Below are 22762 nucleotides of genomic sequence, written 5' to 3' on the forward strand. Positions count from 1 at the left end.
CGGTTGATACCCCGCATGCGCCTGAAGCTGCTGACCAATCTCAATACCCTCCTGCTGGTGGCCGTGTGCCTGGCACTTGGAGCGACGCTGTGGTGGTCGCAACGAGCGCTGGAACGGCCTTATTTGCTGATGGAACGCTACCTCGGTCTGTCACAGGCCTTCCAGAACCAGGCCGCGCGCAATATCGACGACTACCTGGGCAGCGGTGATGCATTGCGCTTGAGCAGCGCCAGCCAGAGCCTGGAAAGCCTGTTGCAGCACCTGGATGAACTGCCCGCCGACCTCGCACAGAACCTGCGCCCCAGCCTTGTGGACCTGGACACCTTCAGCAAGACCGACCTGCTGGCGGCCGGTAAGTTGGCCGGCGACCCGCAAGCCTTGTTGCTGCAAGCCGAGCGGGAGCTGGGCGCCAACCTGGAGCAGTTGAGCCAATACGCCATGGGCGTCAACAGCGCCGAAGCCGCGCGCTACCTGCCACCGCTGCTGGCGGCCTCACTGCACCTGGACAAGCTGTCCCTGGCCCGCGACAAACTGGTGAGCAGCGGCCGCGCGGAACTGGCGGACGATGTGGAACGCGAAGTCGGCAATATGCGCAGCCAGGCCGACCTGCTGGAGCAACTGCCATTACTCGGGGTAAAGGCCAGCGCAGAATCCAACACCGATGACTTTTCGGCCTTGATGGGCCTGGAAAACAGCGCAAAAGCCGAAGCCCAGGACACCGGCGTCGACCTCAAGCGCGAACTCAACGGCCTGCTGGCCCGCTACCCCGCCGAACTCCAGCGCACCCGCACGCAGATCCAGCAGCGTGCCGACCTGGCCGCCGCCACCCACTTGAAAATCGCCGCCGTTCAGCAGGCCATCGCCGGCCTCGAGCCGGTGGTACGTGCGCAACATGGCAAGATCCAGGGCGAAGTGCGCCTGATGCAAGGCGTGATGATCGGCCTGATTCTGCTGATCGCCCTGCTGATCGACACCCTGCAGCGGCGCCTGGCGCGGGTGCTGACCAACCTGGCCCCGGCCTTGTCGATCTGGGGCGAGGGCAACTTCAGCCAACCGATCACCTTGGGCAAGACCAACCGCGAACTGCGCGACATCGAAGCGTCCCTCAACCGTTTACGCGCCTACCTGGTGGATCTGGTGGGTACCATCCGTGGCAATGCCGAAGAAGTGGCCGGCAGCAGCCGCGCCCTGGCCGAGCTGAGCAGTGGCCTGCACGACGGCGCCGAACGCCAGGCCGGGGATACTGCGCAGATTCGTGATTCCCTGGGCGAACTGGAAGCCACCATCCAGCAAGTCGCCGGTGATGCCAGCCAGGCGGCCGGCGCCAGTCGCAGCGCGGGCCAGGCGGTCGAGCAAGGCCAGCGCGTGATCGGCCTGAGCCTGACCGGCCTGCACGCGCTGGTGGGTGAAGTGCAGCAAAATGCGCAGATGATCGAGAAACTTGCCGAGGAGTCCGCCACCATTGGCGGCGTATTGACCGTGATTCGCTCGATTGCCGACCAGACCAACCTGCTGGCGCTCAACGCCGCCATCGAAGCCGCACGCGCCGGTGAAGCCGGACGCGGTTTTGCCGTGGTCGCCGACGAAGTGCGCACCCTGGCCCAACGCACCGCTGGCGCCACCGCCGAAATCCAGGGCCTGATCACCGGCCTGCAAACCGCTGCGCACCAATCGGTGCAGGGCATGCGCGCCCAGGTTGAACACGCCGAGGCTACCGCCCAGCAAGCCCAGGCGGCGGATGGCGCGCTGGATGAAATCGTCGGCGCGATCCAGACCATTTCCGACACCGCCGTGCGGATTGCCGATGTAACGGCGCAGCAAAGTGGCGCCGTGAGTGAGATTCGCGACAACAGCGAGCGGATTCATCAGTTGGGTGAGGATAATTTGCTGCGCATCGGCCAGGGCCGCAGCCAGGGTGAGCATTTGCTGGTGCTGGGTGGGCAGCTCAATACGGCTGTGCAGGCGTTCCGTGTCTGACCCGCCCCATGAAGATCCAAAATCAAATGAAGATCAAAATGTGGGAGGGGGCTTGCCCCCGATAGCGGTGGATCAGTTACAGATGTCGATACTGACACACTGCAATCGGGAGCAAGCCCCCTCCCACATTTGATCTCCACAGTATTCAAGGGCGTATTACCAATGACCGGATCCCAGCCACCAGTCACAAATTTTGCGCAATCCTCGCTAATCGTGCCGCCTACTGCATAGAACTGGACAGTCACAAAGGCTTTGCGGCATAGTCGCCGGGTTCTGCCTTGCCCACATCAATAACAAGGAACAGCCGATGGCGACCTTACTGGTTCTTCACGGACCCAACCTGAACCTGCTCGGCACCCGTGAACCGGGCGTCTACGGGGCAGTGACCCTCGATCAGATCAACCTTGACCTGGAACGACGGGCACGTGAAGCCGGCCACCATTTGCTCTACCTGCAAAGCAATGCCGAGTATGAATTGATTGATCGCATCCATGCTGCCCGTGGCGAAGGCGTGGACTTTATCCTGATCAATCCCGCCGCTTTTACGCACACAAGTGTTGCATTACGTGACGCGCTGCTGGCGGTGAGCATCCCATTCATCGAAGTGCATTTATCGAACGTGCACAAACGCGAACCTTTCCGCCATCACTCCTACTTCTCCGACGTTGCGGTAGGAGTGATCTGCGGCCTTGGCGCCAGCGGTTACCGACTGGCCCTGGAGGCCGCCCTGGAACAGCTTGAAGAACAGGCCAAGCGCCCCTGACCGACCCTTGGGAGTTGATGATTCATGGATATCCGTAAAGTTAAGAAACTGATCGAACTGCTGGAAGAATCCGGTATCGACGAGCTGGAAATCAAGGAAGGCGAAGAGTCCGTACGGATCAGCCGCCACAGCAAGACCCCGGCCCAACAGTTCTACGCACCACAGATGCAGGCACCGGCACCGGCTGCTGCTCCGGCCGCCGCGCCTGCTGCTGCCGCCGCACCTGCCGCACCGGCAGCCCCTGCGCTGAACGGTTTCGTGGTCAAGTCGCCAATGGTCGGTACGTTCTACCGCACCCCGGCACCGACCTCGCCAGCCTTCGTTGAAGTGGGCAAGACCGTGAAAGTGGGCGACACCATCTGCATCGTTGAAGCGATGAAGATGATGAACCACATCACGGCCGAAAAAGCCGGCGTCATCGAATCCATCCTGGTAGAAAACGGTCAGCCGGTTGAGTACGACCAGCCGCTGTTCACCATCGTTTGAACCGCGGAGCGCCTTCGATGTTGAAACCTGCGAAGAAACTGCAAAAAGTCCTGATCGCCAACCGCGGCGAGATCGCGCTGCGTATCCTGCGCGCCTGTAAGGAAGAGGGCATCAAGACCGTCGCTGTTTACTCGACGGCCGATACCGAATTGATGCACGTGAAACTGGCGGACGAGAGCATCTGCATCGGCCCGCCACTGGCCACGAACTCGTACCTGAAAGTCTCGAACATCATCGCCGCCGCTGAAGTGACCGGCGCTGATGGCATCCACCCGGGCTACGGCTTCCTCGCGGAAAACGCCGATTTCGCCGAACAGGTGGAAAAATCCGGGTTTGCCTTCATCGGCCCGAAAGCCGAAACCATTCGCCTGATGGGCGACAAGGTCTCGGCCAAGGACGCCATGATCGCGGCCGGCGTGCCAACCGTTCCGGGCTCCGACGGCCCACTGCCTGAAGACGAGGAAACCGCACTGCGCATTGGTCGCGAAGTCGGCTACCCGGTGATCATCAAGGCCGCCGGTGGCGGTGGTGGTCGCGGCATGCGCGTGGTGCACAAGGAAGAAGAACTGATCGAAGCGGCCAAGCAGACTCGCTCCGAAGCGGCTGCCTGGTTCGGCAACCCGATGGTCTACCTGGAGAAGTACCTGACCAACCCACGTCACGTGGAAGTGCAGGTACTGTCCGACGGCCAGGGCCACGCCATCCACCTGGGCGACCGCGATTGCTCGCTGCAACGTCGTCACCAGAAGGTGTTGGAAGAAGCCCCGGCACCGGGCCTGGATGAAAAAGCGCGTCAGGAAGTCCTGGCTCGCTGCGTCAAGGCGTGCATCGACATCAACTACCGTGGCGCCGGTACCTTTGAGTTCCTCTACGAGAACGGCCGTTTCTACTTCATCGAGATGAACACTCGTGTGCAGGTAGAGCACCCGGTGTCGGAGATGGTCACCGGTATCGACATCGTCAAGGAGATGCTCAGCATCGCCGCCGGCAACGTGCTGTCCTTCACCCAGGACGACGTGAAGATCCACGGTCACTCCCTGGAGTGCCGGATCAACGCCGAAGACCCGAAGACCTTTATCCCAAGCCCTGGCCTGGTCAAGCATTTCCACGCGCCCGGCGGCAACGGCGTACGTGTGGATTCGCACCTGTACAGCGGTTACAAGGTTCCGTCCAACTACGACTCGCTGATCGGCAAGCTGATCACCTGGGGCGCGACCCGCGACGAGGCCATGGCCCGTATGCGCAATGCCCTGGACGAAATCGTGGTCGACGGCATCAAGACCAACATCCCGCTGCACCGGGACCTGGTTCGCGATGAAGGCTTCTGCGAGGGTGGTGTGAACATTCACTACCTGGAACACAAGCTGGCCAACCAGTAAGTGCTCCACCCAACAAAGCCGCCTTCGGGCGGCTTTGTTGTTTGTGGGCCCTCTACTTTTTTGAAGATGTACACCGTCAAAATGTGGGAGGGGGCTTGCCCCCGATGGCGGTGGATCAGTTACAGATGCTGAGACTGACACACTGCAATCGGGGGCAAGCCCCCTCCCACATTTGACCGGCGTGCAGTCAGTAGTGTCGTCTTCTGCCCGCCGCTCGCGTAAACTTGCGCGCTTTCGCAGCCTACCCCGCTGCACACTCATTTTTTTCAAAGGTGCCCGCCATGCCTTGGCTGCAAGTCCGTCTCGCCATCAGCCCAGAACAAGCCGAAACCTACGAAGACGCGTTCCTCGAAGTGGGCGCCGTCTCGGTGACCTTCATGGACGCCGAAGACCAGCCGATCTTCGAACCCGAGCTGAATACCACCCCGCTGTGGTCCCACACCCATCTGCTGGCCCTGTTCGAAGACGGCACCGACGCCGCCGCCGTACTGGCCCATATGGAATTGCTCACCGGCAGCCCGTTGCCCGAGCATCACAGCGAAATCATCGAAGACCAGGACTGGGAACGCAGCTGGATGGACAACTTCCAGCCGATGCGCTTCGGCCAGCGCCTGTGGATCGTGCCGAGCTGGCATGCCGCCCCGGAGCCGAACGCGGTCAACCTGCTGCTGGATCCGGGCCTGGCATTCGGCACCGGCACCCACCCCACCACCGCGTTGTGCCTGGAGTGGCTGGACGGCCAGGACCTGACGGACAGCCACGTGCTGGATTTCGGCTGCGGCTCGGGGATCCTGGCGATTGCCGCCCTGTTGCTGGGCGCCAAGGAAGCCGTGGGCACCGACATCGACGTGCAGGCCCTGGAAGCGTCCCGGGATAACGCCGGGCGCAACAACATTCCTGAAGGCAAATTCCCGCTCTACCTGCCGCAGGATTTGCCCCAGGTGCAGGCCGACGTGCTGGTCGCCAATATCCTCGCCGGCCCGCTGGTGTCCCTGGCGCCGCAACTGTCGAGCCTGGTCAAGCCGGGCGGGCGCCTGGCGCTGTCGGGCATCCTCGCCGAGCAGGGCGAAGATGTCGCCGCCGCCTACGCCAAGGATTTCGAGTTGGATCCGATCGCTAACCGTGATGGCTGGGTACGCATCAGCGGACGTCGGCGCTAGAATGAGCGCTTGCCTGAATCGGATGGCCGCATGACCGACAGTTTCGTCACCCAGTGCCCGCATTGCCAAACCCGCTTTCGCGTCAACCACGCCCAATTGAGCGTGGCTCGCGGCGTGGTTCGCTGCGGCTCGTGCCTGCAAGTCTTCAACGCTGCCCGCCAGCTGCTGGAGCAGCGCGCCCAGGCGCCTGCGCCGGAGCAGCCGACCACGATCGAGCCCGTGCGCGAAGCCGCGCCTGAGCCACAGCGGGCAATCAGCCAGAAGCAATGGAGCGCCGAAGAGCTGGACCTGGACAACCTGGACCTGGACCAGGAACTGGCCAAGCTGGAACGCCGCGAGATTCAGCACACACTGCCCGTGGGCGCGGAACGCCGCCAGCCCGGTGCCGACCGTCGGCAGAAAGAAGACGCCCTCAGCGCCAGCCGCGAAACCGTCAAGGCCGAAGAAGAAAAATGGGCCGCCAGCCTGTTCAGCGAACCGCCTGAAGAACGCGCCTCCGCCGCCGAAGACGAACCTGAACCGACCAAAGCCACTGCGACCCGGCAGCGCACCGAGCCCTCCATGTCGTTGCACCTCGACGATGAGCCCGCGCTGCGCTCAACCCCGGAAGATGAACACATCGACCCTCCGTTCACGCCCCTGACAGCGGCAGCGGATGAAGCGGAGCCCGAAGAGCGCGCGCAACCCCGTCGCAAGCGCCCACGCCCCGAGGCCGGCGTCCATGACGACCTGCTCCAGGACCTGGAAGACGACCCTCTGCACCTGTACGCGCAAAAACGCCCGCAGGGCCTGGGCCGTCGCCTGATCTGGATGCTGCTGGTACTGATCGCCGCCGCCGGCCTGGCCGCGCAGTACATTGCCTATCAGTTCGACGATCTGGCCCGCCAGGACGCTTACCGCCCGTGGTTCCAGCAACTGTGCCCGACACTGGGCTGCACGGTGCCGTCGCGGGTCGATATCGCCCATATCAAGAGCAGTAACCTGGTGGTACGCAGCCACCCGGAGTTCGCCGGGGCGCTGGTGGTGGATGCGATCATCTATAACCGCGCGACGTTCTCCCAGCCCTTTCCGCTGCTGGAACTGCGTTTCGCCGACCTCAACGGCAACCTGATTGCCAGTCGTCGCTTCAAGCCCGCCGAATACCTGAGCGGCGAATTGGCCGGGGTGAGCGAAATGCCATCACAGACCCCGATCCATATCTCCCTGGATATCCTCGATCCGGGCAATAAAGCCGTGAATTACAGCCTGAGCTTCCACTCGCCCGAGTGAATCGGCCTACACACCGTCGCTTGACGGTGGAGTATTGACTGGGCCCCGCCCATCCAAACCGGCGGCGATAAAGAAATAACTGTTCAGATTTTATCCAATTCAGCCTTTATCCAGTCATCGAGAGCGGGTATCATGCCAACCCTTTTTCGAACTCTAATGATCCGGCCCCACAACAGGGAAGTCCTATGTCGGCGGTACGCATCGGCCCATATACATTGCAGAATGGCTTGATTCTCGCCCCGATGGCGGGCGTCACCGACCAGCCCTTTCGTCAGCTGTGCAAGCGTTTGGGCGCGGGTCTAGTAGTCTCGGAAATGGTCACCAGCGACATGAGCTTGTGGAACACCCGCAAATCGCGGATGCGCATGATCCACGAAGGTGATCCCGAGCCCCGCTCGGTCCAGATCGCCGGCGGTGATGCGCAGATGCTGGCGGATGCAGCCCGGGCCAACGTGGAGTTGGGCGCACAGATCATCGATATCAACATGGGCTGCCCGGCCAAGAAGGTCTGCAACAAGGCCGCCGGTTCCGCGCTGTTGAAAGATGAGCAGTTGGTTGCCGAGATCCTGCAGGCCGTTGTTGCCGCAGTGGATGTGCCGGTGACCCTGAAGATTCGTACCGGTTGGGACCGGGACAACAAGAACGGCCTGACGGTGGCGAAGATCGCCGAACAGGCAGGCATTACAGCGCTGGCGGTGCATGGTCGCACCCGCGCCGACCTTTACACCGGTGAAGCCGAGTACGACACCATCGCCGCGATCAAGCAGGCGGTGTCGATGCCGGTATTTGCCAATGGCGACATCGACTCGGCCGAAAAAGCCCGGCGCGTGCTGCACGCCACCGGTGCCGATGGTGTGTTGATTGGCCGGGCCGCCCAGGGGCGGCCGTGGATTTTTCGTGAGGTCGAGCATTTCCTGCGTACGGGTGAAGTCCTGCCGGCGCCGGAACTGGTCGAGGTGGAACGTATTCTGCTAGAGCATCTGGCTGCACTTCACACCTTCTATGGAGAGGTGATGGGCGTGCGTATTGCTCGCAAGCATGTGGGTTGGTATCTCGCAACCCTGCCAGGCGCCAGGGAGTTTCGCGCCGGGTTCAATCGTTTGGATGAAACGCAAGCACAGGTCACCGCCGTTCGTGAGTTTTTTGCCGAACGAGACAAGAGCCTGAGAGCAGGGGACGGAGAATGGGTGGCCGCATGACGATGATGACCGAGACTTTAGTGAGTGGAACAACACCCGTGAGCGACAACGTCAATTTGAAACAGCACCTCAACACGCCGAGCGAAGAAGGCCAGACCCTTCGCGGGAGTGTCGAGAAGGCGCTGCATAATTATTTCGCCCACCTTGAGGGCGCTTCCGTCACGGACGTGTACAACCTGGTGCTCTCCGAAGTCGAGGCGCCCCTGCTCGAAAGCGTGATGAACTACGTCAAGGGCAACCAGACCAAAGCCAGTGAGCTGCTGGGCCTCAACCGTGGCACCTTGCGCAAAAAGCTCAAGCAATACGATTTGCTGTAAGCATTCAATCAAACCAGAAAGGCGCCCGCGTAAAACCGGTCGCCTTTTTTGCTGACTCCTTTGCTTTTGATGGAAATTGAAATGACCGACCAGACTACCCGCCTGCCGATCCGCCGCGCCTTGATCAGTGTCTCCGACAAGACCGGGATCCTCGAATTTGCCCGGGAGCTGGAAGCCCTGGGCGTGGAAATCCTCTCCACGGGCGGGACCTTCAAGCTGCTGCGGGACAACGGCGTGGCCGCAGTGGAAGTGGCGGACTACACCGGTTTCGCAGAAATGATGGACGGTCGCGTCAAGACCCTGCACCCGAAAATCCACGGAGGCATCCTCGGCCGTCGCGGCATCGACGACGCCATCATGACCGAGCACGGCATCAAGCCGATCGACCTGGTGGCCGTCAACCTCTACCCGTTCGAAGCCACCATCAACAAGCCGGGCTGCGACCTGCCGACCGCCATCGAAAACATCGATATCGGCGGCCCGACCATGGTTCGCTCGGCGGCCAAGAACCACAAAGACGTGGCCATCGTGGTCAACGCCAGCGACTACGCCCACGTGCTGGAAAGCCTGAAAGCCGGCGGCCTGACCTACGCCCAGCGGTTCGACCTGATGCTCAAGGCGTTCGAACACACCGCCGCCTATGACGGCATGATCGCCAACTACATGGGCACCGTGAACCAGGCCGCCGACACCCTGAGCACAGAAGGCCGCAGCCAGTTCCCGCGCACCTTCAACAGCCAGTTCATCAAGGCCCAGGAAATGCGCTACGGCGAGAACCCGCACCAGAGCGCGGCGTTCTACGTGGAAGCCAAGCCTGCCGAAGTGGGCATCGCCACTGCGACCCAACTGCAAGGCAAAGAACTGTCCTACAACAACGTGGCCGACACCGACGCCGCTCTGGAATGCGTGAAGAGCTTCGTCAAGCCGGCCTGCGTGATCGTCAAGCACGCCAACCCGTGCGGCGTGGCCGTGAGCCCGGACGCTGAAGGTGGCATTCGCCAGGCGTACGAACTGGCCTACGCCACCGACACCGAATCCGCGTTCGGCGGCATCATCGCGTTCAACCGTGAACTGGATGCAGAGACGGCCAAGGCCATCGTCGAGCGTCAGTTCGTCGAAGTGATCATCGCCCCTTCCGTGAGCGAAGAAGCCCGCGCCATCGTGGCGGCCAAAGCCAACGTGCGCCTGCTGGCCTGCGGCGAGTGGTCGGCTGAACGTGCCGCTGCCTGGGACTACAAGCGCGTCAACGGCGGCCTGCTGGTACAGAGCCGCGACATTGGCATGATCGGCAGCGCAGACCTCAAGGTAGTGACCAAGCGCGCCCCGACCGAGCAAGAGATCAACGACCTGATCTTCGCCTGGAAAGTGGCCAAGTACGTTAAATCCAACGCCATCGTCTACGCCAAGAACCGCCAGACCATCGGTGTCGGCGCTGGCCAGATGAGCCGCGTGAACTCGGCGCGTATCGCCGCGATCAAGGCCGAGCACGCCGGTTTGCAGGTGGCCGGCTCGGTGATGGCATCGGATGCATTCTTCCCGTTCCGTGATGGCCTGGACAACGCCGCGAAAGCCGGCGTGACTGCCGTGATCCAACCGGGCGGCTCGATGCGTGATGCCGAGGTGATCGCCGCTGCCGATGAAGCCGGCATTGCCATGGTCTTCACCGGCATGCGCCACTTCCGTCACTGATCCAACTCGAGCGAAATGTGGCAGCCGGTTTTGTGGCGAGGGAGCTTGCTCCCGCTGGGGTGCGAAGCGCCCCCAAAAGCGGGCTCCAGCTGCGCTGTCGAACGGGAGCAAGCGCCCTCGCCACAAGAGTCCGGCTCCACATTAAAGCGCTCGTGCAGCGCCTACAGAATTTGAGGTTTTTGAAATGAATGTTTTGATCATTGGCAGCGGTGGCCGTGAACACGCCCTGGCCTGGAAAGTTGCCCAGGACCCACGGGTCCAGAAAGTCTTCGTCGCCCCCGGCAACGCCGGTACCGCCATCGAAGCCAAGTGCGAAAACGTCGCCATCGACGTACTGGCCCTTGAGCAACTGGCCGACTTCGCCGAGAAAAACGTCTCCCTGACCATCGTCGGTCCGGAAGTGCCATTGGTTGCCGGTGTCGTAGACCTGTTCCGCAGCCGCGGCCTGGATTGCTTCGGCCCAACCGCCGGCGCGGCCCAGCTGGAAGGCTCGAAAGCCTTCACCAAGGATTTCCTGGCGCGCCACAAGATCCCGACGGCCGACTACCAGAACTTCACCGAGATCGAGCCCGCCCTGGCCTACCTGCGTGAAAAAGGTGCGCCGATCGTGATCAAGGCCGACGGCCTGGCCGCCGGTAAAGGCGTGATCGTCGCCATGACCCTGCAGGAAGCCGAAGACGCCGTGCGTGACATGCTCGCCGGTAACGCCTTTGGTGACGCGGGTTCGCGCGTCGTCATCGAGGAATTCCTCGACGGCGAAGAAGCCAGCTTTATCGTGATGGTCGACGGCAAGAACGTGCTGCCGATGGCCACCAGCCAGGACCACAAACGCGTCGGCGACGCCGACACTGGCCCGAACACCGGCGGCATGGGTGCCTACTCCCCTGCCCCGGTGGTGACCGCCGAGGTGCACCAGCGCGTGATGGACCTGGTGATCTGGCCGACCGTGCGTGGCATGGCCGATGAAGGCAATGTGTACACCGGTTTCCTCTACGCCGGCCTGATGATCGACAAAGCCGGCAACCCGAAAGTCATCGAGTTCAACTGCCGCTTCGGCGACCCGGAAACCCAACCGGTGATGCTGCGCCTGCAATCGAGCCTGGTGCTGCTGGTGGAAGCCGCGCTGGCCCAGGCCCTGGACAAGGTTGAAGCGCAGTGGGATCCACGTCCGAGCGTCGGCATTGTGCTGGCCGCCGGTGGTTACCCGGCCGACTACGCCAAGGGCGATGTGATTGAAGGCCTGGACGCGGCTGCTACCCTGGAAGGCAAGGTGTTCCATGCGGGCACCGCGCTCAAGGACGGCAAGGTCGTGACCGCCGGAGGCCGTGTGCTGTGCGCCACCGCCATGGGTGCCAGCGTCGACGCCGCACAGCAACAGGCGTACAAGCTGGCTGCAAAAATCGACTGGAAAGGCTGCTTCTACCGCACGGACATCGGCTACCGCGCCATTGCCCGTGAACGTGGCGAAAGCCTGTAACGCTAGCTATCCGTTCGGTTAGGCAAGGGCTTCTGGCCCTTGCCGTATACAGGCCTCCCCGCGCATAGTTAACCGTGCATCAACCTACGAAGGGATTTCGCCGTGCGCTGGCTCAGGATCGCCATAGGTTTCACTGTCAGTCTGCTGACGCTGCTCTGCCTGTTCCCGGCCCAGGCCGCCGCGCAAGGCAGTGGCTGGGCAGTATTGCTTGATGAACAGGCCGACCTGCAGCTGAGCGACATCCGCTCCTCGCGCTACACCAATCAATTCAGCCCCATCGAACTGGACCGCATTACCGCCGCGGAACCGGACGGTGCGTTGTGGGTACGTTTCAAGCTGCAACCCGGCAAGCACGAGCAGGTGCTGCGGGTATTCGCCCCGGACCTGGCGCACCTGAGCCTCTATGTGCTGGACGGCGACACCCTGATCGAGCAACAAAGCAGCGGTAACCGCCAGCCCCAGGCGGAACGCCCGCTGCCCAGCAACGATTTCATGCTGCCGATGCCCCAGAGCCAACAGACCCTCGACGTCTACCTGCGCCTGGTTTCCGAGCACGAACTGCGCCCCTATATCACCCTGGAACCGGCCGTGCTGGCCGCCGCCGACCAGACCCAGACATTGATCTACGGCCTGCTGTTCGGCTGCCTGCTGATGCTGATCCTGCACAACCTCACGCGCTTCGCTTACCACCGCTCGCGCAGCAGCCTGTGGCTGGCGGCCTGCGAACTGCTGCTGATGCTCAGCCTGGCGCTGCTGCTCAACCTGGTAGGCCCATGGCTGCCGAACTGGCACGCGGTCCAGACCCCGGGCGCCTACCTGGCCCTGCTGCTGACCGCGCCCTGCGGGCTGATGTTTGCCTATCGCTTCTTCATGCCCCTGGGTCCGCACCCGCTGAACAAGCTGTTGATGGCCGACATCCTGTTTATCGTGCTGTGCGGCCTGCTGCTGTTGTTCGTCAGTACCCTGCCGCTGAACATCATCACCTACGCGCTGGTGGCCCTGGCGGGCCTGAGCATGCTGTTTGTCTCGGCGTATCACTGGCAGAAAGGCTATCGCCCGGCGCGCTTGTTCGTGGCGGGCATGGTGGTGTTCAACATTGGTACGCTGATCATTCTCCCGGCGTTGCTGGGGCTGACGATGGTGTCGCCCCAGGGTTTGATCGTCACATTGCTGGCCTTCATCTGCCTGAGCGGCCTGTTGATGAGCCTGGCCCTGGGCGAGCGCCAGCGTGCGATTGTCGAGGCCCGCTTCAGCCTCAGCCGCGACCTGGCCGCCAGCAATGCCGAGATCGCCGCCAAGGCCGAATTCCTGGCCAAGATCAGCCACGAAATCCGCACCCCCATGAACGGCGTGCTGGGCATGACCGAACTGCTGCTGGGCACGCCACTGTCGGTGAAGCAGCGCGACTACGTACAAACCATCCACAGCGCCGGTAACGAGCTGCTGACCTTGATCAACGAGATCCTCGACATCTCCAAGCTCGAATCCGGGCAGATCGAGCTGGATGACGTGCAATTCGACCTCAATGCGCTGATCGAAGACTGCCTGAGCATCTTCCGCGCCAAGGCCGAGCAGCAGAACGTCGAGTTGATCAGCTTCATCCAGCCCCAGGTACCCCGCGTCATCAGCGGCGATCCGACCCGCCTGCGCCAGGCGCTGCTGAGCCTGCTGGAAAACGCCCTGCACAAAACCGACGAAGGCGAAGTGCTGATCGTCGTCGCCCTGGACGACCGCAGCACCAAGCCGCGCCTGCGCATTGCCGTGCAGGACAGCGGCCTGCCAATGGAAGCCGCTGAACGCGAGGCCCTGCTGCACAGCGAGCTGCACAGCAAGAACTTCCTCTCGGCCACCCGCTTGAGCGGCCACCTGGGCCTGGTGATCGCGCGCCAGTTGATCCTGTTGATGAACGGTGAGTTCGGCATCAAGAGCGGCAGCCATCAGGGCAGCACGCTATGGCTGACGCTGCCGCTGGACCCGGAACGCCTGGAACACCCCACCTCCGACCTCGACGGCCCGCTCAAAGGCGCGCGCGTGCTGGTGGTGGACGACAACGATACGTGCCGCAAAGTGCTGGTGCAGCAATGCTCGGCCTGGGGCCTGAATGTCAGCGCCGTGCCGTCGGGTAAAGAGGCCTTGGCGTTGCTGCGGACCAAGGCGCACCTGCGCGATTACTTCGATGTGGTGCTGCTGGACCAGAACATGCCCGGCATGACCGGCATGCAACTGGCGGCGAAGATCAAGGAAGACCCGAGCCTGAACCACGACATCCTGCTGATCATGCTCACCGGCATCAGCAATGCGCCGAGCAAGATCATCGCGCGTAACTGCGGGATCAAGCGCATCCTCGCCAAGCCGGTTGCCGGTTACACCCTCAAGACCACCCTGGCCGACGAGTTGACCCAACGCAGCAAAGGTGGCGTGCAGCCCCGTCCGCCCCTCAGCGTCCCGGCGGCGGTGACCGTGCCCAGCGACTTCAGGATCCTGGTGGCCGAAGACAACAGCATCTCCACCAAAGTGATTCGCGGCATGCTCGGCAAGCTCAACCTCGACCCGGATACCGCCAGCAACGGTGAGGAAGCCCTCGAGGCGATGAAGGCCCAGCGTTATGACCTGGTGTTGATGGACTGTGAGATGCCGGTTCTCGATGGTTTCTCGGCCACCCAGCAACTGCGGGCGTGGGAAGTCAGCCACCAGCGCATTCGTACCCCCGTGGTAGCGCTCACGGCGCATATCCTCTCGGAGCACAAAGAGCGCGCACGCCAGGCGGGGATGGACGGGCACATGGCCAAGCCGGTGGAGTTATCACAATTGCGTGAGTTGGTGGAGTTCTGGGTGGCGCAGCGTCAACAACGGCCTGAACACGCCCCGTCCTGACTTTAAATGCAATTCCAATCTGGGTAGGGGCTTGCTTCAGTCAAGAGCGAACACTGTAACTGACTGGAATTAGGGCGAGCCCCCTCCCACATTTGATCTCTGGCGCCTGATAGACTCTCCACACTTTCCCCGCCCGCGAGCCCCCCCCCATGCTCCACGTGTTATTCAGCGTTTACCTGAAGATGCTGGTGCTCTACAGCCCGTTCTTCGTGCTGTCCTGCTTTATCAGCCTGACCCGTGGTTATTCGAGTAAAGAGCGGCGGCGCCTGGCCTGGAAAGTAGCGCTGGCGACCCTGGTGTCCAGCGTGTTGCTCTACCTGTTCGGCCGGGTGATCTTCAGCGTGTTCGGCATCACCGTGGATGCCTTTCGCATCGGCGCCGGCAGTGTGCTGTTTATCTCCGCCCTGGGCATGGCCCAGGGCAAGTCGGCCGTGCAGACCGACAATGTGCAGCAGGACGTGACCATCGTGCCGCTGACCATTCCCCTCACGGTCGGCCCCGGCACCATCGGTGCGCTGTTGGTCATGGGCGTCAGCCAACCGCACTGGGATGACAAGATCACGGCCATCCTCAGCATCGCCCTGGCCAGCCTCACGGTCGGTGTGGTGCTGTACCTGTCCAACCGTATCGAACGGATTCTCGGTGACCAGGGCTTGCAGATTGTCAGTCGGTTGATGGGATTGTTCGTGTGTGCCCTCGCCGCGCAAATCATCTTTACCGGGGTGCGCGGCTACCTGGTGCCTTAGATCCGGTATTTGGCGATCGCCGACTGCACCTTGTCGCCCGCGCTCTCGCGCATCAGCTGGATGGTTTTTTCGTTGACCATCGAGGTATTCAGCACCAGGCAGGTCTGCCCGCTGAAGGCCTCGAACGAGGAACTGTCCCACTCCAGAAACGGCAGCCCCACCTGTTTGTTCACGCCTTGGGTGCTGTACGTCACCAGCACCATCATCAATTCGCCGTCGGTTTCGGCGCAGGATGCCAGGCCGAAATCACCGCCCTGGTGCACCGTACTGTTGCGCTTGAACAGTTCGAAAGAACTCGGTTGCTGCTTCAGTGCCTCCAGCGCATCGGCTGCCAGTTTCGGCAGCGCCGTAACCAGCGGTCCCGAAACCGACGCCCCCGCCAGTATCGTGGCGATGATATTCAGCGCCGCCAATTGCACGGTCAGGCCCTTGCCCGACTGTGAGACCCGCTTGAAACTGCTGCGCACCGGCAGCCAGCCCAGGCTGATCATCACCTTGATAAATTCGTCGTACCAGGCCTCGGTACCTCGCTGGATCTTCAATACATCGCTGACGTAGCTGCTGGCCAGCAGATAGCTTTTGCGGATGTATTCCCGGTTCAACCCGGACAGCCCCTCGGCAAACGAAATCACGCTGTTGTTGACCACCGCCGCGTTGCAGTCGTCCTCCGTGTCGAGCGGCAATGAGGGCTGCGCACCTCGCGCCCTCGGCAATGTGTAGCGCGCAATCAACTTGCGCCGTTTTGTGTTGTTGATCCTTCTGTGATGTCGCTCCATTTCAGTTCTCCACAAACACCCCGGCTCGGGGCTTGTGTCCACACTAGTCCAGTCAGCGGCGGCTCTTCCATGCCACAAACATCGCTTGCCGGAACGCGGCAAAAAACGCTGCCCAGCAATGACAGGGCGCCCCTCGTGGCCTTCCGGCTTTCGTCACTCAAAAAAGAAAAAGCCCCGAGCAACAGCAGGTGATCACCCATTGTCATTCGGAGCTTTCGTGCAGCCATCCAGGCGTTTTCAGGAGGCGGGTTTTGCACCGTACCAGCGCGGTGTGTACACCCATTCACCGCCACCGGCGCGAGGGAATGTGCAGGTAGTGGATGAGCCGACCAGCACCATGGTGCGCATGTCCACCTGGTCTGGCGTGAGTTGCCCGAGGGTGGTGACGCGCAGGGTCTGGCCGGGGCGACCGATATCGCGACCCAGCACCACCGGGGTCTCAGGCCTGCGGTGTTGCGCGACGATTTCCAGGGCGCGCCCCAGCTGCCAAGGCCGCGAACGCGAGATCGGGTTGTAGAACGCCAGGGCCAGGTCGGCCTGGGACGCGAGGTCCAGGCGCTTTTCGATGATCGACCAGGGCTTGAGGTTGTCCGACAGCGACATCACGCAAAAGTCGTGGCCCAACGGCGCGCCGGCCTGGGCGGCAGTGGCCAGGGAGGCCGAAACCCCCGGCAGGATTTCCAGGTCGACCTGATGCCACGCCGGATCGCCGGACTCGTGCAACGCCTCGATCACCGCCGCCGCCATGGCGAAGACGCCCGGGTCGCCGGACGACACCACCACCACCGAACGCCCCTGGGCGGCCAGCTCGAAGGCGTGGCGGGCGCGCTGCATCTCTTCGCGGTTATCGGTGCAATGCTGTACCTGATCGTCACGGAACGGCCCGGCCATGCGCACGTAGGTTTCATAGCCCAGCACATCGGTGCAGCGCGCCAGTTCGGCCTTGACCGCCGGCACCATCAGCTCGGCGGCGCCAGGGCCCAGGCCGATCACGGCAAGGCGGCCGCGGCGGCGGCCAACCTGGGCCAGCTCCAGCGGTTGGTCAGCCACCTCGATGACAATATCGGCAGCCTGGGTAACGCCGCCAAAGCGCAGCGGGACGCCCAACGCCGACGCGGCTTCGTGCAACGACGGGTCAGCCATCTGCGTATCGCTGGCCAACAGGCACGCCAGGGATTGCACGGCAATACCCGCCTCGTGCAAGGCCGCGCGCACACGCTCGGCCAACTGCGCACCCGGCTTGCAGGTCACGCACACCGTCTTTGGATAGATCAGCAACTCGTTGGCGGCAGGCACACGCTCGGCACTGCCCACGTGAATGGCTAGATGCGCCTGTTGGTCCTGAGGCAAATTCGCCTGGTCCAACCACGGTGCCGCACCTTCGATGCGCACGCTTTCGCCCGCCAGCAGGTCGGACACGAAGCGCTTGCCCAGTTCCAGGTCTGCCAGCTCATAACCCGCAGGCGGGTTGAGCAGGCAGGTGCCGAAACGCAGCTCGCCACTGGTGGTGATCGCCGCAGCGACACCCAGTGCTGCCGCGATGTCCCGCGCCATGACGTTCACACCGCCAAGACCACCGAGCAACGGCACCACGGCGCTGCCATCTTCCGCCACGGCCAGCACGGCGGGTTCTTCGCCTTTCTCCAGCAGCAGCGGCGCCAGGGTGCGGATCACGATGCCGGCCGCACACAGGGCGATCAGCGGCGTGCCCTGCTGGTAGAGCTGACGCAGGGTCGCGCCGAATTCGCCGTAAGGCTGGTCCGCCCCCTCAACCCGCCCGGCCAGGCCGTGGATCAGTGCCCCAGGGTAAACCTGCTGGATCCTGCGCGCGGTGGCCAGGCTGCCCTGGCCCAGAATGACAATCGCCGGGGTCATCAACCTTGCCACCGTTCACCCGGCACGATGATCAGCGAGAAGTACGGCGAAGACATCGGCTCCACCTGGTCCAGCGCCACGATTTTCTGGTTGGCCATGGTCGCGCGCTCCACATACAGTGCGCGCTCGGCCAGGCCGAGTTCTTCGAGTACCTGGCGCACCTTGGGGAAGTTGCGCCCCAGCTTCATGATCACCGCCGCGTCGGCATCCGCCAGGCGGCGCTTGAGGTCTTCGTGGGGCAATACGCCCGACAGCACCGACAGGCTCTGGTTGCGATACACCAACGGCGCGCCCAGCACCGAGGCGCCGCCAAGCATCGAGCACACACCGGGGATAACCTCGGCTTCGTAGCGCTCGGCCAAGCGGTCATGCAAATACATATAGGAGCCGTAGAAGAACGGGTCGCCTTCACAGATCACCGCCACGTCGCGACCGGCGTCCAGGTGCACGGCCACCTCGACACTGGCGGTGTCGTAGAAGTCGCTGATCACTTGTTCATAGGACAACGGCGCCGGCAGCGCTTCGGTGGTCACCGGGTACACCAGCGGCATCAGGGTTTGCTGTGGCACCAGGTGGTCTTCGATGATGCCGAAGGCGTTACCCTTCTTGCCCTTGGCCACGAAATACGCCACCACCGGCGATTCGCGCAGCAGGCGCAGGGCCTTGAGGGTAATCAGTTCCGGGTCGCCGGGGCCGACGCCCAGGCCGATCAAACGTCCGCGTGCCGGCATTATTCGACCTCCGTGGCGAGCGCATTCACCGCCGCGGCGGCCATGGCACTGCCGCCCAGGCGGCCCTGCATGATCACGAACGGTACGCCGCGGCTGTCCGCTGCCAGCATCGCCTTGGATTCGGCCGCGCCGACAAAGCCGACCGGGAAGCCGAGGATCAACGCCGGTTTTGGTGCACCCGCGTCGAGCATTTCCAGCAGGTAGAACAACGCCGTCGGCGCATTGCCGATCACCACCACGCTGCCTTCCAGGTGCGGACGCCACAGCTCCAGGGCCGCAGCGGAACGGGTATTGCCCAGCTCCCGCGCCAACTCCGGCACGCTGTCGTCGCGCAGGGTGCAGATCACCGGGTTGTTGGCCGGCAGGCGCGCACGGGTCACGCCTTCGGAGACCATCCGCGCATCACACAGAATCGGCGCACCAGCGGCCAGCGCATCGCGCCCGGCCTTGCCCGCACCGGTGGAGAACTGCAGGCCATCAATGGCCTCGACCATGCCGCAGGCATGGATCACCCGCACCGCGAGTTTCTCCAGGTCGGCCGGGATACGCTCCAACTTGGCTTCCGCGCGAATAATGGCGAAGGAGTTGCGATAGATCTCCTGACCGTCGCGGATGTAATCAATCATCGGTGTTGCTCCGTGGGTGAGCGCGCAGCAAGGCGCCCGCCGCTTCAATGGAAAGGGTGCGTGCGTGCAGCCGGCCGAAACCGGGGTGGGCTGCATCGCGAAAATACAGGTCGTAGTGGCCGGGGCTCACCGCCAGCAAGGTGACCGGCGCGATATGTGCGGCGGCGCAGGAACGCGAGCAGCCGGACAGGTGCACGTCATGGCCGGGATGCAGCGCGGCCAAGTGCACGGCGTCGGGCTTGGTGTCGGCGAGGGCTTTGGCGCAGCCGCTGGAACCGGTGCAGGCGATCACGCGGGCCAAGGGTTGGTCGACGGTGCAGAGGAAACCCAGTTGCGCCAGGCGTTGGGTCACGGCGTGAGGTTTTTCGACGTTGGGCAGTAACACACCTTGCCAGGGGGTGAAGCGCACGGTGCCGTCGCCATATTCGCTGGCGAGCTGCGCCACGCCTGTGAGCATCGTCGAATCCAGGCGCCCCAAGGGTGCGATGGCCGCGACGTAGAATTGATTGCTTTGAGCCTGTGGATAACTCCCGAGGTGCAGCAAAGCGCCGCTGGGCGGGCGTTTGAAGCCATCGGCCGGCAGCAGCGGCAGGCTGAGGCGGCTCAGCAACTTATCCACAGCCAGGTGGCGCATGCGGGTTTGTTCTGGGGTGGCGAGGTCAAGAAACGCCTCCAGCACCGCCACCACCAACCCATGGCCCTGTGCCAACGGCACGGCGGCCAACGGCGCATCCTGCCCTGGACAACCCGCCAGGCCGAACGCAAGGAGCGTCTCGCCATTGCGTACGAACGCCGACAGCCACAGATCATGATGATGCTCGAGCATCGCCAGGGCCTCGCCGCCATCCAGTTGCACGGCGAACTTGGCCGACAGCTCATGGAAACGCGGACGGTTTTGCAGGCTGGCGAGAATCTGCTCGGCCAGCGGCCGGGTGTCGAACAGCATCTGCGGGTCGATACCGGCGCTGGGGCTGAGCATCAGGTTGCGCACGTCATCGCCAGCGGCGTTACTCGGGCCCAGATCGGCGGCCAGCAGCATGGCGATCAAGGCGTCTTGCTCGGCACCGATCCCACGTATCTGCAAGTTGGCGCGGTTGGTCGCCTCGATCACCCCGCCCGCATAGGCCTGGGCCGCGTCTGCCACGGCACAGGCCTGGGCGGCGCTGATCGAGCCACCGGCCAGTTTGATCCGGCAGATGCCGCCATCCAGCGCCTGGACGATACGCAGCAACCCCGGACAAGCCGAGGGGCGCAAGGTATTCACAGCGGGCGTTGGGTTCACGGGGCTACCGGTTGACGGGTAAAGGCGCGGTATTATGCCTGCTTTGTCCGGCGGCATGAAAAGCCTGCCCGTCGGATGTCGCTCAAGGAATTGATATGTCGCCCTGGCTGACGGTTGTAGGCATCGGTGAAGACGGCTTCAAGGGGCTGGGCAGGAATGCCCGGCATGCCCTGTTGCGCGCTTCGCGGATTATAGGTGGTCAGCGCCAGTTGGACCTGTTGCCGGTGTGTATTCGCGGTGAGCGCCAGGTGTGGCCGAGCCCGTTCTCCCTGGAACCGGTACTGGCGCGGCGTGGCGAGCCTGTGTGCGTGCTGGCCAGTGGTGACCCGATGTTTTATGGCGTGGGGGCCAGCCTGGCGCGACAGGTGGCGGCTGAAGAACTGCTGATTTTGCCGGCGCCGTCGTCGGTGTCGTTGGCGGCGGCGCGGCTGGGCTGGCCGTTGCAGGAGGTGGTGACGCTGTCAGTAGTGGCCCGGCCAGTGGCGGCGATCAATGCGCATCTGGCCACAGGTGTGCGTTTATTGGTACTGAGTAATGACGGCGGCAGTCCCGCGTTGATTGCTTCGTTGTTGGCTGAATCCGGGTTTGGGCCCAGCCGATTGACAGTATTTGAACACCTGGGCAGCGCAAATGAGCGGCGCATCGACGGTTTGGCTGAGGATTGGCAGCACGCCTGTGTCGCCGATTTGAACCTGGTCGCCATCGACTGCGTGGCCTCCAGCGACACACCACGTCTGTCGCGCCTCGCTGGCTTGCCCGATTCCGCCTTCCAGCACGACGGCCAACTGACCAAACGCGATGTGCGCGCCATGACCCTCGCCCGCCTCGCCCCGATGCCCGGCGAACTGCTGTGGGACGTGGGTGCGGGCAGCGGCTCCATCGGTATCGAATGGATGCGCGCCCATCCGAGCTGCCGAGCATTGGCAATTGAAGCAGACGAAGGCCGACAGGGCCTTATTGAACACAATCGCGACGCCCTCGGCGTGCCCGGTTTGCAGTTGATTCGTGGCAAAGCCCCGGAAGCGTTGCACGGCCTTACAGCTCCCGACGCCATCTTCATCGGCGGCGGCGTCACCCGCGACGGCGTGCTCGACACCTGCTGGCAACACCTGCGCCCCGGGGGTCGGTTGGTGGCCAATGCCGTCACCCTGCAAAGCGAAATGACCTTGATGAACTGGCGCGCGGCGCATGGCGGCGAACTGACGCGCATCCACGTCGCTCAGGCCCAGCCACTGGGTGAGTTCGATACGTGGCGCCAGGCGCTTCCAATCACCCTGCTGGAAGTGGTCAAGCCGCGATGAAACGCATCCTGCTGCTGGGCGGTGTGACCGAAGCGCTGGCTATAGCGCGCACCTTGGGGCCGGCGCATATCTACAGCCTGGCGGGTGTGGGGCGTGTGCCTACCGATCTTACCTGCCAGGTGCGTGTCGGCGGTTATGGCGGCGCCGAAGGGTTGGCGCAGTTTGTTCGCGACGAACAGATCAGCCTGATCCTCGACGCGACCCATCCGTATGCGGCGCAGATCAGCCGCAATGCCGCCGAGGCTGCACGGTTGAGCGGTGTGCCGTGTTGGGCATTGCGTCGCCCGGCGTGGCAGCCGCAGGTCGGCGATGACTGGCGGGAGGTCAGTGACTGGGCTGAGTTGATCGACGCCTTGAAACCCTTCAAGCGTCCGCTGTTCACCTTGGGTCGCGAGCCATTGCAGCATCTCGACGAAATCCCCGCCGAGCAGTTCTGGACGTTGCGCGCGCTGGATGTGTATCCGGGGAATGATCGCTGTGAAGTGATCGGCGCGCGCGGACCGTTTCTGATCGAAGATGAACGCGCGTTGTTTGAACGGCGTGGGATCGATGTGCTGATCAGCAAGAACAGTGGCAGCACCGCCACCGAGCCGAAATTGGAAGTGGCGCGGGAACGGGGGGTGCCGGTGTTGGTGTTGAAGCGGCCGGTGTTGGCGGCGGTGGATCGGGAGCTTTTGTCGCCCGCAGAAACAATCGATTCGTTGGCAGATTTCATTCGATAGATCAGGATCATCCGCCACCCTCTATCCAATCTTTTTGTTACCTCAAGGGACGGCGATGAACCCACAACACGAAGTGCTAAACTCCAGGAACAGTTCAAGCCAGGCCCAACGGT

Annotated in this window: 19 protein-coding genes; 14 read left to right on the forward strand and 5 right to left on the reverse strand. The window is 63.1% G+C overall.

Annotated elements, in window-relative coordinates; translation table 11 throughout:
- The first annotated feature begins 15 nt into the window (after positions 1 to 15).
- The 12 genes from BLQ09_RS25155 (at position 16) to BLQ09_RS25210 (ending at position 15336) form a co-directional block, all read left to right on the forward strand.
- The gene (locus BLQ09_RS25155) at positions 16 to 1977 is read left to right on the forward strand and encodes a methyl-accepting chemotaxis protein (RefSeq protein ID WP_027607996.1); all 1962 of its coding nucleotides are present in this window, start codon (positions 16 to 18) and stop codon (positions 1975 to 1977) included.
- Between the two features lie 307 nt (positions 1978 to 2284).
- Positions 2285 to 2740 (forward strand): type II 3-dehydroquinate dehydratase, encoded by a 456-nt coding sequence (gene aroQ / locus BLQ09_RS25160; RefSeq protein WP_003171482.1) that lies wholly within the window; start codon positions 2285 to 2287, stop codon positions 2738 to 2740.
- A gap of 24 nt (positions 2741 to 2764) precedes the next feature.
- Positions 2765 to 3226, forward strand: coding sequence for an acetyl-CoA carboxylase biotin carboxyl carrier protein (gene accB / locus BLQ09_RS25165; RefSeq protein ID WP_027607997.1), 462 nt, complete (start codon positions 2765 to 2767; stop codon positions 3224 to 3226).
- A gap of 17 nt (positions 3227 to 3243) precedes the next feature.
- The gene (accC, locus tag BLQ09_RS25170) at positions 3244 to 4605 is read left to right on the forward strand and encodes an acetyl-CoA carboxylase biotin carboxylase subunit (RefSeq protein ID WP_027607998.1); all 1362 of its coding nucleotides are present in this window, start codon (positions 3244 to 3246) and stop codon (positions 4603 to 4605) included.
- Between the two features lie 281 nt (positions 4606 to 4886).
- On the forward strand, positions 4887 to 5765 hold the full coding sequence (gene prmA / locus BLQ09_RS25175) for a 50S ribosomal protein L11 methyltransferase (RefSeq protein ID WP_027607758.1): 879 nt from the start codon (positions 4887 to 4889) through the stop codon (positions 5763 to 5765).
- A 30-nt stretch (positions 5766 to 5795) separates the two neighbouring features.
- Entirely contained in the window at positions 5796 to 7034 is a 1239-nt protein-coding gene (locus BLQ09_RS25180; protein WP_027607757.1) for a DUF3426 domain-containing protein, read from the forward strand.
- Positions 7035 to 7219: 185 nt separating this feature from the next.
- Positions 7220 to 8233, forward strand: coding sequence for a tRNA dihydrouridine synthase DusB (dusB, locus tag BLQ09_RS25185; RefSeq protein WP_027607756.1), 1014 nt, complete (start codon positions 7220 to 7222; stop codon positions 8231 to 8233).
- Positions 8230 to 8550, forward strand: a complete 321-nt coding sequence (gene fis, locus BLQ09_RS25190) for a DNA-binding transcriptional regulator Fis (protein ID WP_002555375.1) — start codon at positions 8230 to 8232, stop codon at positions 8548 to 8550. Before dusB ends, fis begins: the two co-directional genes overlap by 4 nt.
- 81 nt (positions 8551 to 8631) lie before the next feature.
- On the forward strand, positions 8632 to 10239 hold the full coding sequence (purH, locus tag BLQ09_RS25195; protein WP_092358936.1) for a bifunctional phosphoribosylaminoimidazolecarboxamide formyltransferase/IMP cyclohydrolase: 1608 nt from the start codon (positions 8632 to 8634) through the stop codon (positions 10237 to 10239).
- A 184-nt stretch (positions 10240 to 10423) separates the two neighbouring features.
- Complete coding sequence (purD, locus tag BLQ09_RS25200) at positions 10424 to 11716, forward strand: phosphoribosylamine--glycine ligase (RefSeq protein WP_027607754.1); 1293 nt, start codon at positions 10424 to 10426, stop codon at positions 11714 to 11716.
- A gap of 102 nt (positions 11717 to 11818) precedes the next feature.
- The gene (locus BLQ09_RS25205) at positions 11819 to 14590 is read left to right on the forward strand and encodes a hybrid sensor histidine kinase/response regulator (RefSeq protein WP_027607753.1); all 2772 of its coding nucleotides are present in this window, start codon (positions 11819 to 11821) and stop codon (positions 14588 to 14590) included.
- Between the two features lie 149 nt (positions 14591 to 14739).
- Positions 14740 to 15336, forward strand: a complete 597-nt coding sequence (locus BLQ09_RS25210; protein ID WP_003217330.1) for a MarC family protein — start codon at positions 14740 to 14742, stop codon at positions 15334 to 15336.
- Here BLQ09_RS25210 and BLQ09_RS25215 read toward each other — a convergent pair.
- The 5 genes from BLQ09_RS25215 to cobG form a co-directional block, all read right to left on the reverse strand.
- Positions 15333 to 16112: a hypothetical protein gene (locus tag BLQ09_RS25215; protein ID WP_027607752.1), complete on the reverse strand. Its 780-nt coding sequence runs from the start codon at positions 16110 to 16112 to the stop codon at positions 15333 to 15335. The genes BLQ09_RS25210 and BLQ09_RS25215 overlap by 4 nt on opposite strands.
- Before the next feature lie 237 nt (positions 16113 to 16349).
- On the reverse strand, positions 16350 to 17987 hold the full coding sequence (cobJ, locus tag BLQ09_RS25220) for a precorrin-3B C(17)-methyltransferase (protein ID WP_027607751.1): 1638 nt from the start codon (positions 17985 to 17987) through the stop codon (positions 16350 to 16352).
- Complete coding sequence (locus tag BLQ09_RS25225; RefSeq protein WP_027607750.1) at positions 17987 to 18718, reverse strand: precorrin-2 C(20)-methyltransferase; 732 nt, start codon at positions 18716 to 18718, stop codon at positions 17987 to 17989. The genes cobJ and BLQ09_RS25225 overlap by 1 nt, the downstream gene beginning before the upstream one ends.
- A complete protein-coding gene (locus tag BLQ09_RS25230; RefSeq protein WP_027607749.1) occupies positions 18718 to 19344 on the reverse strand; it encodes a precorrin-8X methylmutase in 627 nt (208 codons plus the stop codon). The genes BLQ09_RS25225 and BLQ09_RS25230 overlap by 1 nt, the downstream gene beginning before the upstream one ends.
- Complete coding sequence (gene cobG / locus BLQ09_RS25235; RefSeq protein WP_027607748.1) at positions 19337 to 20683, reverse strand: precorrin-3B synthase; 1347 nt, start codon at positions 20681 to 20683, stop codon at positions 19337 to 19339. Before cobG ends, BLQ09_RS25230 begins: the two co-directional genes overlap by 8 nt.
- A gap of 38 nt (positions 20684 to 20721) precedes the next feature.
- Between cobG and BLQ09_RS25240 the strand changes: the two genes are divergently transcribed.
- Positions 20722 to 21927 (forward strand): bifunctional cobalt-precorrin-7 (C(5))-methyltransferase/cobalt-precorrin-6B (C(15))-methyltransferase, encoded by a 1206-nt coding sequence (locus BLQ09_RS25240; RefSeq protein WP_027607747.1) that lies wholly within the window; start codon positions 20722 to 20724, stop codon positions 21925 to 21927.
- Entirely contained in the window at positions 21924 to 22649 is a 726-nt protein-coding gene (locus BLQ09_RS25245; protein WP_027607746.1) for a cobalt-precorrin-6A reductase, read from the forward strand. Before BLQ09_RS25240 ends, BLQ09_RS25245 begins: the two co-directional genes overlap by 4 nt.
- The last annotated feature ends 113 nt before the right edge of the window (positions 22650 to 22762 follow it).

Origin of the sequence: Pseudomonas sp. NFACC25, from assembly GCF_900100935.1 — a bacterium.
Taxonomy (GTDB): Bacteria; Pseudomonadota; Gammaproteobacteria; order Pseudomonadales; family Pseudomonadaceae; genus Aquipseudomonas; species Aquipseudomonas marginalis.

What these genes read in the sequence shown, in the direction of transcription:
- BLQ09_RS25155 (WP_027607996.1), top strand. Translation starts at nt 16, where the DNA reads ATGCGCCTGAAGCTGCTGACCAATCTCAATACCCTCCTGCTGGTGGCC.
- aroQ (WP_003171482.1), top strand. Translation starts at nt 2,285, where the DNA reads ATGGCGACCTTACTGGTTCTTCACGGACCCAACCTGAACCTGCTCGGC.
- accB (WP_027607997.1), top strand. Translation starts at nt 2,765, where the DNA reads ATGGATATCCGTAAAGTTAAGAAACTGATCGAACTGCTGGAAGAATCC.
- accC (WP_027607998.1), top strand. Translation starts at nt 3,244, where the DNA reads ATGTTGAAACCTGCGAAGAAACTGCAAAAAGTCCTGATCGCCAACCGC.
- prmA (WP_027607758.1), top strand. Translation starts at nt 4,887, where the DNA reads ATGCCTTGGCTGCAAGTCCGTCTCGCCATCAGCCCAGAACAAGCCGAA.
- BLQ09_RS25180 (WP_027607757.1), top strand. Translation starts at nt 5,796, where the DNA reads ATGACCGACAGTTTCGTCACCCAGTGCCCGCATTGCCAAACCCGCTTT.
- dusB (WP_027607756.1), top strand. Translation starts at nt 7,220, where the DNA reads ATGTCGGCGGTACGCATCGGCCCATATACATTGCAGAATGGCTTGATT.
- fis (WP_002555375.1), top strand. Translation starts at nt 8,230, where the DNA reads ATGACGATGATGACCGAGACTTTAGTGAGTGGAACAACACCCGTGAGC.
- purH (WP_092358936.1), top strand. Translation starts at nt 8,632, where the DNA reads ATGACCGACCAGACTACCCGCCTGCCGATCCGCCGCGCCTTGATCAGT.
- purD (WP_027607754.1), top strand. Translation starts at nt 10,424, where the DNA reads ATGAATGTTTTGATCATTGGCAGCGGTGGCCGTGAACACGCCCTGGCC.
- BLQ09_RS25210 (WP_003217330.1), top strand. Translation starts at nt 14,740, where the DNA reads ATGCTCCACGTGTTATTCAGCGTTTACCTGAAGATGCTGGTGCTCTAC.
- BLQ09_RS25215 (WP_027607752.1), bottom strand. Translation starts at nt 16,112, where the DNA reads ATGGAGCGACATCACAGAAGGATCAACAACACAAAACGGCGCAAGTTG.
- cobJ (WP_027607751.1), bottom strand. Translation starts at nt 17,987, where the DNA reads ATGACCCCGGCGATTGTCATTCTGGGCCAGGGCAGCCTGGCCACCGCG.
- BLQ09_RS25225 (WP_027607750.1), bottom strand. Translation starts at nt 18,718, where the DNA reads ATGCCGGCACGCGGACGTTTGATCGGCCTGGGCGTCGGCCCCGGCGAC.
- BLQ09_RS25230 (WP_027607749.1), bottom strand. Translation starts at nt 19,344, where the DNA reads ATGATTGATTACATCCGCGACGGTCAGGAGATCTATCGCAACTCCTTC.
- cobG (WP_027607748.1), bottom strand. Translation starts at nt 20,683, where the DNA reads ATGCCGCCGGACAAAGCAGGCATAATACCGCGCCTTTACCCGTCAACC.
- BLQ09_RS25240 (WP_027607747.1), top strand. Translation starts at nt 20,722, where the DNA reads ATGTCGCCCTGGCTGACGGTTGTAGGCATCGGTGAAGACGGCTTCAAG.
- BLQ09_RS25245 (WP_027607746.1), top strand. Translation starts at nt 21,924, where the DNA reads ATGAAACGCATCCTGCTGCTGGGCGGTGTGACCGAAGCGCTGGCTATA.